This is a genomic window from Peptostreptococcus sp. MV1 (genome assembly GCF_000758885.1).
In the GTDB taxonomy this organism is placed as follows: domain Bacteria; phylum Bacillota; class Clostridia; order Peptostreptococcales; family Peptostreptococcaceae; genus Peptostreptococcus.
On sequence record NZ_JRNB01000026.1, the window covers coordinates 1 to 10,313 of the forward strand.

Genomic DNA, 10,313 nt, shown 5'->3' on the forward strand with positions numbered 1-10,313 from the left:
AGGCAAGGATAATGCTAATGGAAAGGTATAAAATACAAAAGGGCAACATCCATAGCTATCAGTTTTCTATAGATGCTGCCGCATAATTTAATACATTTTGTTGATTTAAATTATCACCAACGTTATTTGATATAGAGCCCTTTTTTCTTTATGTGAATCTTTTGCCTCTATCTTAAATAACGTTGGTGATAATGCTAGTTGATAAAATATATTAAATTATCTAATAGCAACAATATAATGAGTATGTAAAAATATTTGAAATATTATACAATCATTAAAGTTGATAAAGTATATTCTTTATATTGACAATTTCGTCTAAAAAGAATATACTTTATTTATGTTCATATAATGAACAAATAACAGGAGGGTTGATGAAATGAGTAGATTATATGATATTTTGTTGTTGATAAATAATAATGAAAAGGTGACACAGAGAATGTTGGCTGATGAGTCAGGTATATCACTTGGGGCAGTAAACTCTATTGTCAAGAACCTTGAAGAAGAAAACTATATAGTAAAGGCACCTAACTCAAAGTCAGACTATAGCTTGACTAGGCAGGGAATGGAAGTACTTGAAAACTTTATAGTGGAAAACCAGAACAGGAGGATTAGCCTGGAGTCTAAAAAAGACCAGGAGGGCTTGTCCCAGGCAGTAATATTAGCAGATAGGGTCATTGGTGACTTTGGTAAACCTACGGGTTTCCTGAAGATAGGTGAGGAAACTGTTGCAAAGAGGATATTGAAGCTCCTAGAAGATTTAGACCTGGAGGAGATAATAGTGGTGGCAGGCTATAAGTCCGACTACTACAAGGAATTGGCCCTGTCTAATCAAAAGATAAGGCTGGTTGAAAATGATAAGTACAAGTACAGGGGAAGTATGTATGCCCTATCCCTATGCAAGGACTATATAAGGGGCAACTTTATCTTGATGTCAGACAACCTAATCTTTGAGGAAAGGGCTATAAAGAGCCTTCTTGCTAGTCCCGACCAGACAACTATGCTGATAACTTCCGAATCAGGTTCAGGAAATGAAATATTAGTTGAAATTAGGGATGGATGGGTCTACAAGCTGTCAAAGGATATCCACCAGTTCAACAAGGTTGATGGTGAGTTGGTAGGTCTGACAAAAGTGTCACCATCTTTCTATAAGAAGATGCTAGACCAGTACAGCAAAAATAAGAATCCTTACATGGACTATGAGCATACTATAATAGATGTAGGTAGGGAGTACAAGGTAGGTTATATCAAGCTAGACGACCTGATGTGGTACGAAATAAACAATAAAGAAAACTTCGCCAAGGCTAAGGGTCAAGTATACTCTGGCATATTGAGAAGGGATGACCGTATGAAGCTAGCGGATATAAAGGCAGAGCTGATTGAGGCCCTTGGTGTAAGAGAAGACGAAATTGGAACAATAGAGCCAGCTGGAGGTATGACCAACAAGAACTACAAGGTAGATATTGGGGGTCAAGCCTACATATTGAGGGTGGCCGGAGCTGGTACCAAGAGTATGATTAGTAGGGTCAATGAAAAATCCAACTCTATTATAGGTGGCATACTTGGTCTGAATACAGACATCCTATATTTCAATGAGGAAACTGGTACAAAGGTGAGCAAGTTGATAGAGGAAGCTGAAACACTAAACCCTACAACGGCCAAAAAAGAAGAAAACATGGAAATTGTAGCCCAACTACTAAAGAAGCTCCACTTTTCATGTGTGGACTTTGATAACGTGTTCAATGTATTTAGGGAGATTGAAAAGTACGAAGGCCTAGTAGAAGAGGTAAATGGATCCTACTATGATGATGAATATCCTATGATTAGGAGGAAGGTCATGGCCCTAGAGGGAGTCCTAGAAGAAATTGGAAGAGACCTATATACTTGCCACAATGATACAGTTCCAGAAAACTTCATCAAGGGGGCAGATAGGAACTACCTGATAGACTGGGAGTATTCAGGTATGAACGATCCTATGTGGGATATAGCTGGTCATATAATAGAGTGTGACTTCAACAAGGATGAGGAAGAATTATTTAAAAACAAGTATTTCAGCATAGATTACGATTTAAAGAAGGGTTCTGACAAGCCTAGTCCAGTTCAGGAAGAGAAAATTCTCCTATTCAAGATTTGTCAAGACTTCCTATGGACAATTTGGACAGTCTACAAGGAGGCCAAGGGTGTATCATTTGGTGACTATGGTCCAATGAGATATGAAAGAGCCAAGCAAAATTTAGAAAAATTCTACGAGATATATATGTAGCCCTATCTTCCTGTCCGAGGCACTCCTAGTGGCTAGCCATGGGGGTGTTTTGGACTTGGATTTAAGTATTTGTTTATGTGTTAGGAGATTAAAATGAGTAAAAAGTATAGGAACAACTTGAAGTTTGGAGTATCATCAGCCCTATTGTCAGGTATTTTTTGGGGGATGGATACGGTCTTGACCGGTATAATACTGGCAGCTTCGCCCTTTGTATCGACTGCCCAGGCTATAGCAATAGCACCAATAGTGGGAGCATTTTTGCATGACTTTTCATCTGCCTTTTGGATGACGCTCCTGTCTATTATCAGGAAGGATTTTTTCCATACTCTCAAGCTATTGTGGTCTAGGAGTGGTAGGTTTGTAATGCTAGCTGCCCTTTTTGGTGGTCCTATAGGCATGATGGCCTATATGTTTGCCATCACAAATATAGGTGCCAGCTATACTGCCTCTATATCTGCTATGTATCCAGCTGCAGGTGCCTTCTTTAGTTATATATTCCTAAAGGTAAAGTTATCCAAGAGGGGATGGTTTGGTCTCTTCTTGAGTATATTATCGATAATTATTTTGGGCTATACTCCAGGTGATGTCCAAGTGAAAAATTTCGCCCTAGGTTTTCTTGCTGCCCTTGTAACTGTTGTAGCCTGGTCACTTGAAAGCGTAATATGTGCCTATGGTATGAAGGATGATGTCACTCCTGTAGAAGCTTTATGGATAAGACAGATGACTTCTGCTTTAATATATGTCATCATTGTGGTATTATTTATAAAGGGGGCTCCACTTTCTGTGGAGATAATCTCATCCAAGCTAATGATTTTTATGGCTATAACTGCCTTTATTGGTACGGCGTCTTACCTATGCTACTATAGTGCTATAGACTCTATTGGACCAGTCAAGGCAACTGGCTTGAATATTACCTATTCAATCTGGGCCATGATAATATCAATTATAGCCTTGGGAACAGAATTTAATCTAAGGCTGGTATTTTGTTCAGTATTGATAATTATAGGGTCAGTATTAGTTTCAAAGGACCAGGCTGAATCATAATTATAGGAGTTAAGAATATGAGAGCAATTATTTTAGCCGCTGGAATGGGGACTAGACTTAGGCCTCTAACAGATGACAAGCCAAAGTCACTGGTAGAAGTTGCCGGTGAAGCCATGACAGAGAGACAGGTAAGGTTTTTAAAAGAAAAGGGTATAGATGATATAGTGATAGTTGTAGGCTATAAGAAGGAAGCCTTTGAATATCTAGTAGAAAAGTATGGCGTCAAGTTGGTATTTAATGAAAAGTTCAATACATACAATAACATATACTCCATGTACAAGGTTAGAGACCTACTAGCAGGCTCCTATGTACTAGAGGGCGATATATACATGAACAGGAATATCATAGATACAGGTGTGTCTAGGTCCACTTATTTTTCTTGCCACAAGGAAGGCTTTGTCAATGAATGGAAGCTAGTGGTTGATTCCAATGACAAGGTTACAGGTATAGATATATGTGATGGTGATGGCTATATCATGTGTGGTGTATCCTATTGGGACCAGACAGATGGTCAATATATCAAGGAAAAGTTGGACAGGATAGAAGATATTGATGATTACCAGAATAAGTATTGGGATGATGTGGTAAGGGACAATATGAAGGACCTTGATGTCACTATTAAAAAGTTAGAAAAAAATGACCTGATGGAAATAGATAATGTAGAAGACCTTAAAAGGGTTGAGGACTATCTAAGGACACAGGTTGACTAAGGTAAATGACCAGTCGCATTTATGAACTTGAATAAGTGGAATATTGTGACTGGCTTTTATAGATTTATATATTATTATATTTATGCGAAAAGAGGCGATTTTTATGTATAATTTCAATATTCACTTAAATACAAATATCCATTTTGGCAAGGGACAAATAAATAAGTTGGGAAAGGATATAATTAAGTATACAGATAGGCTGCTACTAGTCTATGGTGGCGGAAGTATAAAGAAAAATGGCATATACCATGCTATAGTGGCTGAACTAAACAAGTATGGTATACACTTTGAAGAACTAGCTGGAGTAGATCCAAATCCTAGGATAGAATCTGTCAGAGAAGGTATCAAACTCTGTAGAGAAAATAATCTAGGAGGTGTTCTTGCAGTGGGTGGTGGTAGCTCAATAGACTGTTCAAAGGTAATAGCTGCCGGTGTAAAATACGAGGGTGATCCTTGGGACCTAGTCCTTGATAGGAAGAAGGTTGTAGATGCTCTACCTATATTTACTGTATTGACGCTTTCAGCAACAGGTTCAGAGATGAATTCCGGTGCAGTAATATCAAATATGACAACTAACCAGAAACTAGGTACAGGTATGCCGGGTATCACTCTACCAAAGGCATCAGTCCTAGATCCTGAATATACATATACAGTACCAGCCAAGCAAACTGCAGCAGGTACAGCAGATATCATCAGCCATACATTTGAAAATTACTTTACAAATGTAGAGGGTGGCTATCTTCAGGCTAGGTTTGCAGAGGCCATTTTAAAGACTTGCTTTCATTATGGACCTATTGCCTGTCAGGAGCCAGATAACTATGAGGCTAGGGCCAACCTAATGTGGGCATCATCATGGGCAATCAATGGATTGATATCAGGAGGAACAGCCAACAATTGGTCAGTTCATCCTATGGAGCATGAACTAAGTGCCTATTACGATGTGACTCATGGTGTTGGACTAGCTATCCTGACACCACACTGGATGAGGTATGTCCTAAATGATGCCACACTAGATAATTTTGTAGACTATGGTGTCAACGTATGGGGCATTGACCCTAGTATGGACAAGTATGATATAGCAAACAAGGCTATAGATATGACTCAAGACTTCTTCTGCAAGGACCTAAATATACCGGCTAGTCTGACTGAATTGGGTATAAACGAGGAATACTTCCAAGTCATGGCCCAGCACGCAGCCAAGGTCAAGGGTGGAAGCATCCAAGGTTTCGTAAACTTAGAGGTAGAGGATATAGTAAATATATACAAGGCTGCTTTGTAGAATTTGACCAAAGGATTATGGTTAAATGGCTTGACAGCTATAGGTATAGATGTTAAAATAATAGAGGTTATTTTAAAAAACTAAATTAAATAAACACAGCAACGGGATTCTTAAAAGGTGCCCATGTGGTTTTTTAGGAAGTAGAACGTGCTGGAGGTAAAAACCAAGGAGGAAAATTTAATGTCAGTAATTTCAATGAAGCAATTGCTAGAAGCTGGTGTACACTTCGGTCACCAGACTAGAAGATGGAACCCAAAGATGGCCAAGTATATATTCACAGAAAGAAATGGAATATATATCATTGACCTACAGAAAACAGTGAAGAAGATTGATGAAGCATACAAGTTCATGCAGGAAGTAGCAGAAACTGGTAAACCAATCCTTTTCGTTGGTACAAAGAAGCAGGCTCAGGAAGCTATCAGAGAAGAAGCTCAGAGATGTGGTATGTACTTCGTAAACGAAAGATGGCTAGGTGGTATGCTAACTAACCACAAGACAATCAAGACTAGAATTCAGAAGTTAAGAGAATTGGAAGCAATGGAAGAAGATGGTACTTTTGAAGTACTACCAAAGAAGGAAGTAATAAAGTTAAAAGCTGAAAAGGCAAAGCTAGAAAAATTCCTAGGCGGTATCAAGGATATGCCTGAACTACCAGCTGCACTATATGTAGTTGACCCAAGAAAGGAAAACATAGCTATCCAGGAAGCTCACAGACTAGGTATTCCTGTAATAGGAACAGTTGATACTAACTGTGATCCAGACGAAATCGACTACCCAATCCCAGCTAATGATGATGCTATCAGAGCTGTAAAGTTAATAACTGGAGCAATGGCTAGTGCCATAATCGAAGCTAGACAAGGACTTGATGATGTAGCTGAAGAATCTGAAGCTGTTGAAGTTGAAGAAACTGAAGAAACTACAGAAGAAATGTAATTAAATTACATTTAAGATGTAAAGCTTATGGTAAGGGCAATGCCCTTACCATTTTGTGAATACAATAGGAAAATTATTATATTATTTAGGAGGATTTTACAATGGCTGTAACTGCACAGATGGTAAAAGAATTGAGAGAAGCGACAGGCGCAGGTATGATGGACTGCAAGAAGGCTCTTACTGAAGCAGATGGAAATATGGAAAGAGCAGTTGATATATTGAGAGAAAAGGGTCTTTCTAAGGCTGCCAAGAAGGCTGATAGAGTAGCTGCAGAAGGTCTAGTTACTATAAAGACTAATGCTGACCATACGGTTGCTGCAATAGTAGAAGTAAACTCAGAAACTGACTTCGTTGCAAAGAACCAGGATTTCAAGGACTTTGTAGCTGACGTAGCTGAAATGGTACTAGAAGGAGATGCTGCTGATCTAGAGGCACTTCTTGCTTCAAACCACAAGGAAGGTAAGGCTCTAAAGGACGTATTAAATGATAGAGTTGCTACAATCGGCGAAAAGCTTGATGTTAGAAGATTTGAAAAAATATCTACTAATGGTAAGGTAGCAGGATATATCCATGGTGGTGGAAAGATTGGTGTTGTAGTTGAACTAGCTACAGAATCAAATGATGAAAAGGTATTGGCTCTTGGTAAGGATATAGCTATGCAGATAGCTGCTATGAATCCAAAGTATATTTCTAGAGATGATGTAGATCCAGATTACATAGCTCACGAAACAGAAGTACTAACTCAGCAGGCTCTAAACGAAGGTAAGCCAGCTAATATAGTTGAAAAGATGGTTGTTGGTAGATTAAACAAGGAATTAAAGGAAGTTTGCCTAGTAGACCAGGTATTTGTAAAGGATTCTGAATTAACTATCGCCAAACTTATAGCTAAGGTTGCTAAGGAAGTAGCCAGCGATATTAGTATTGCTAATATGGTTAGATACGAAGTTGGTGAAGGTATCGAAAAGAGAGAAGAAAACTTTGCTGAAGAAGTAGCTAAGCAGATGAAGTAATTGTAATTAAAGAGGACACTCATTGTGTTCTCTTTTTTTAAAGATATTGTTAGGAGGAATAAAAATGAGCAAACAGCCAATGTATAAGAGAGTACTATTAAAGATAAGTGGAGAAGCCTTATCTGGAGGTACTGGATTTGGTATAAATAATGATGTGGTAAGTGAAATATCTATGGGTATCAAAAAGCTTAATGATGTAGGCGTAGAGGTAGCTGTAGTTGTTGGTGGAGGTAACTTCTGGAGAGGTAGGACTAGTCAGGGAATGGACAGGACTACTGCAGACTATATAGGTATGTTGGCAACAGTTATGAATGCCATGGCCCTACAGGATGCCCTAGAAAATATCGGAGTGCCAACTAGAGTTCAGACAGGTATAGAGATGAACAAGGTAGCTGAACCATACATCAGGAGAAGGGCTGTTAGACACCTTGAAAAGGGTAGGGTAGTCATTTTTGGAGCAGGAACAGGTAACCCTTACTTCTCAACTGATACAGCTGCAGCCTTGAGGGCAGCTGAGATGGAGGCCGATGTAATCCTTCTTGCCAAGAATGTTGATGCGGTATATGACAAGGATCCAAAGGAACATGCTGATGCCAAGAAGTTCACTAAGCTTTCATATATGGAAGTTATCAACAGAGAATTAAAGGTAATGGACTCAACAGCAACTTCATTGTGCATGGACAACAAGATAACTATAAAGGTATTTGAATTAAACACTGAAAATATTATTAAGGTTGTTTATGGAGAAGATGTTGGAACTACTGTAGAATAGTAGTATAATAGATATAAGAATAATTAAATTTAAGCGTATATATTTGACGTATATTAGGAGGTAAAATATGAAACTGGATGTACACGTTCAATTAGAAGAACAAATGGAAAAGACGATAGAGGCCTTAAAGTTTGAATTTGGAACTATCAGGGCTGGTAGGGCCAATGCTTCCATGTTGGATAAGGTAAGGGTTGACTATTATGGTACACCTACACCAGTAAACCAGATGGCTGCTATTGCTGTATCAGAGGGTAGAATACTAACAATAACTCCATGGGACAAGTCTAGTATTCATACTATAGAAAAGGCAATATCAGAATCTGATGTAGGTATAGCACCAGCAAATGATGGTTCTGTAATCAGACTAGTAGTGCCACCACTAACAGAAGAAAGAAGAAAAGAACTTGCTAAGAAGGCATCAAAGGCTTCTGAAACTTTTAAGGTAAGGATTAGAAATGAAAGAAGAGATGCTAACGACAAGATCAAGAAGATGGAAAAGGCAGGAGAAATAGCTGAAGATGATGCTAAGAAGGCAACTGATGAAGTTCAGAAGATGACTGATAAGTACATAAAGACTATTGAACAGCTAACTGCTGACAAAGAAAAAGATATAATGGAAGTGTAAAATGGAAAATTTATTCTATGATATAAGCTTGGACAAGGTTCCTAGCCATATAGCTATCATAATGGATGGCAATGGTAGGTGGGCTAAGTCAAGGTTTATGCCAAGAACTTATGGACACAAGGCCGGTGTTGAGACAATCAGGAAGGTAGTCAAGGAGTGCTCCAGACTAGGGGTCAAATACCTAACTCTCTATGCCTTTTCAACTGAAAACTGGAAACGTCCAAAGGATGAGGTATCAGCCTTGATGGGTCTTTTGGTCAAGTATCTGAGAAGTGAATTGGAAGAACTGCATAGGAATAATGTCAAGATTCTAACTATAGGTGATATCAGCAAGCTGCCAGATGCATGTATAGAGGAATTAGACCGTGCCAAGAAGGAAACAAAGGACAATACTGGCCTAGTGATGTCGCTTGCCCTAAACTACGGTGGTAGAAATGACCTAGTCAATGCAGTTAGAAATATAAGTCAGGAAGTTTTGGATGGTAAAATTTCTCCGGATGATATAGTAGATGATACTATAGCTAGCCACCTATCGACTAATGAATCACCGGACCCAGACCTAGTGGTTAGGACTAGCGGTGAGCAGAGGTTGAGCAATTTCTTGTTGTGGGAGTTGGCATATTCAGAGTTTTATTTTACAGACATACATTGGCCTGATTTTGATGAAAAGGAGCTACAAAAGGCTATCTATGCTTACCAGAGTAGGGATAGACGTTTTGGCGGAGTAAAGTAGAGGTGAACTTATGAAGCAGAGATTGGTTTCCGCAATGATTATGCTACCACTCTTGGTACTTTTAGTATTGGGAGGTGTACCACTCTATGTAGGTGGACTCGTATTAATGGGGGTAGCCCTACACGAATTTTATAATGCATTTGACAAGATCCAAAAACGTCCTATATATGAAATTGGATACGCATTTGTAGTATGTATGTTCTTAGCTAATCTATTTGCCTGGAACACAGGTGTCTATGCTTTTATAATGTTCATACTGTTTTTAGTAGCTATAACGTATGTACTTAGGCAGAAGAGGGATGTTGTCGAAGTATCCCTAACTTTTTCTGGTATACTCTACATATGTTTTTGCTTCAATTATATAATCCTGATATCTGAAAGGCTAGACAGGGGTCATACCTATGTATGGTTGGTATTTATAATCGCCTTCCTGACAGACACCTTTGCATATTTTATAGGACGTAGGTTTGGTAGGCACAAGCTAATGCCAAAGACCAGTCCTAAGAAAACTATAGAAGGCAGTTTAGGAGGTATAATCGGAGCAACCCTATCATGCATAATTTTTGGCCTAATATTCAAGCTACCTTTAGGTATAATGGTGCTGATGGCTTTCTTTGGTAGTATCATAGCCCAGATGGGTGATCTTATTGCTTCGGCAGTCAAGAGGTATGTAGGTATCAAGGATTATGGCAAACTGATTCCAGGTCACGGAGGTGTATTGGATAGGTTTGACAGCGTGCTATTGGTAGCCCCATATGTTTATTTTGTATTAGTCTACCTTTTGAAGTAAATTTGTGATATAATTGAATAAATATTCAGAGTGATCAAATAGTTAATTAATGACCCTCTGCCTTGTATGAGGTGGAGGGCTTTTTTTATAAGATATAAAGGATTTAGGCTGATATATTTGGTTCTATGTCAAATAACGTTGGTGATAATTTAAATCA

10 protein-coding genes are annotated in these 10,313 nt (G+C 38.6%); all 10 read left to right on the top strand.

Annotation, left to right across the window (positions count from 1 at the left end):
• Positions 1 to 376 precede the first annotated feature (376 nt).
• The 10 genes from HMPREF1639_RS02375 (at position 377) to HMPREF1639_RS02420 (ending at position 10,156) form a co-directional block, all read left to right on the top strand.
• On the top strand, positions 377 to 2,260 hold the full coding sequence (locus HMPREF1639_RS02375; RefSeq protein ID WP_036762888.1) for a winged helix-turn-helix transcriptional regulator: 1,884 nt from the start codon (positions 377 to 379) through the stop codon (positions 2,258 to 2,260).
• A gap of 93 nt (positions 2,261 to 2,353) precedes the next feature.
• Positions 2,354 to 3,304 carry a DMT family transporter gene (locus HMPREF1639_RS02380; protein ID WP_036762890.1) on the top strand — a complete coding sequence of 317 codons (951 nt, stop codon included), beginning with the start codon at positions 2,354 to 2,356 and terminating at the stop codon, positions 3,302 to 3,304.
• A 17-nt stretch (positions 3,305 to 3,321) separates the two neighbouring features.
• Positions 3,322 to 4,014 carry a CTP--phosphocholine cytidylyltransferase gene (locus HMPREF1639_RS02385; RefSeq protein WP_036762892.1) on the top strand — a complete coding sequence of 231 codons (693 nt, stop codon included), beginning with the start codon at positions 3,322 to 3,324 and terminating at the stop codon, positions 4,012 to 4,014.
• A gap of 103 nt (positions 4,015 to 4,117) precedes the next feature.
• Positions 4,118 to 5,293, top strand: a complete 1,176-nt coding sequence (locus HMPREF1639_RS02390; protein WP_036762893.1) for an iron-containing alcohol dehydrogenase — start codon at positions 4,118 to 4,120, stop codon at positions 5,291 to 5,293.
• A 180-nt stretch (positions 5,294 to 5,473) separates the two neighbouring features.
• Positions 5,474 to 6,226, top strand: coding sequence for a 30S ribosomal protein S2 (gene rpsB, locus HMPREF1639_RS02395; RefSeq protein ID WP_036762894.1), 753 nt, complete (start codon positions 5,474 to 5,476; stop codon positions 6,224 to 6,226).
• 101 nt (positions 6,227 to 6,327) lie between these two features.
• Entirely contained in the window at positions 6,328 to 7,236 is a 909-nt protein-coding gene (gene tsf, locus HMPREF1639_RS02400) for a translation elongation factor Ts (protein ID WP_036762895.1), read from the top strand.
• A 64-nt stretch (positions 7,237 to 7,300) separates the two neighbouring features.
• Entirely contained in the window at positions 7,301 to 8,008 is a 708-nt protein-coding gene (gene pyrH / locus HMPREF1639_RS02405) for a UMP kinase (RefSeq protein ID WP_036762896.1), read from the top strand.
• 67 nt (positions 8,009 to 8,075) lie between these two features.
• A complete protein-coding gene (gene frr, locus HMPREF1639_RS02410) occupies positions 8,076 to 8,633 on the top strand; it encodes a ribosome recycling factor (RefSeq protein WP_036762897.1) in 558 nt (185 codons plus the stop codon).
• 1 nt (position 8,634) lies between these two features.
• On the top strand, positions 8,635 to 9,366 hold the full coding sequence (locus tag HMPREF1639_RS02415; protein ID WP_036762898.1) for an isoprenyl transferase: 732 nt from the start codon (positions 8,635 to 8,637) through the stop codon (positions 9,364 to 9,366).
• A 10-nt stretch (positions 9,367 to 9,376) separates the two neighbouring features.
• Positions 9,377 to 10,156 (top strand): phosphatidate cytidylyltransferase, encoded by a 780-nt coding sequence (locus tag HMPREF1639_RS02420; RefSeq protein WP_036762900.1) that lies wholly within the window; start codon positions 9,377 to 9,379, stop codon positions 10,154 to 10,156.
• The last annotated feature ends 157 nt before the right edge of the window (positions 10,157 to 10,313 follow it).

Excerpts from the sequence above, each read along its gene's own strand:
- tsf (WP_036762895.1), top strand. The coding sequence starts at position 6,328 with ATGGCTGTAACTGCACAGATGGTAAAAGAATTGAGAGAAGCGACAGGC.
- frr (WP_036762897.1), top strand. The coding sequence starts at position 8,076 with ATGAAACTGGATGTACACGTTCAATTAGAAGAACAAATGGAAAAGACG.
- HMPREF1639_RS02385 (WP_036762892.1), top strand. The coding sequence starts at position 3,322 with ATGAGAGCAATTATTTTAGCCGCTGGAATGGGGACTAGACTTAGGCCT.
- HMPREF1639_RS02420 (WP_036762900.1), top strand. The coding sequence starts at position 9,377 with ATGAAGCAGAGATTGGTTTCCGCAATGATTATGCTACCACTCTTGGTA.
- rpsB (WP_036762894.1), top strand. The coding sequence starts at position 5,474 with ATGTCAGTAATTTCAATGAAGCAATTGCTAGAAGCTGGTGTACACTTC.
- HMPREF1639_RS02375 (WP_036762888.1), top strand. The coding sequence starts at position 377 with ATGAGTAGATTATATGATATTTTGTTGTTGATAAATAATAATGAAAAG.
- HMPREF1639_RS02390 (WP_036762893.1), top strand. The coding sequence starts at position 4,118 with ATGTATAATTTCAATATTCACTTAAATACAAATATCCATTTTGGCAAG.
- HMPREF1639_RS02415 (WP_036762898.1), top strand. The coding sequence starts at position 8,635 with ATGGAAAATTTATTCTATGATATAAGCTTGGACAAGGTTCCTAGCCAT.
- HMPREF1639_RS02380 (WP_036762890.1), top strand. The coding sequence starts at position 2,354 with ATGAGTAAAAAGTATAGGAACAACTTGAAGTTTGGAGTATCATCAGCC.
- pyrH (WP_036762896.1), top strand. The coding sequence starts at position 7,301 with ATGAGCAAACAGCCAATGTATAAGAGAGTACTATTAAAGATAAGTGGA.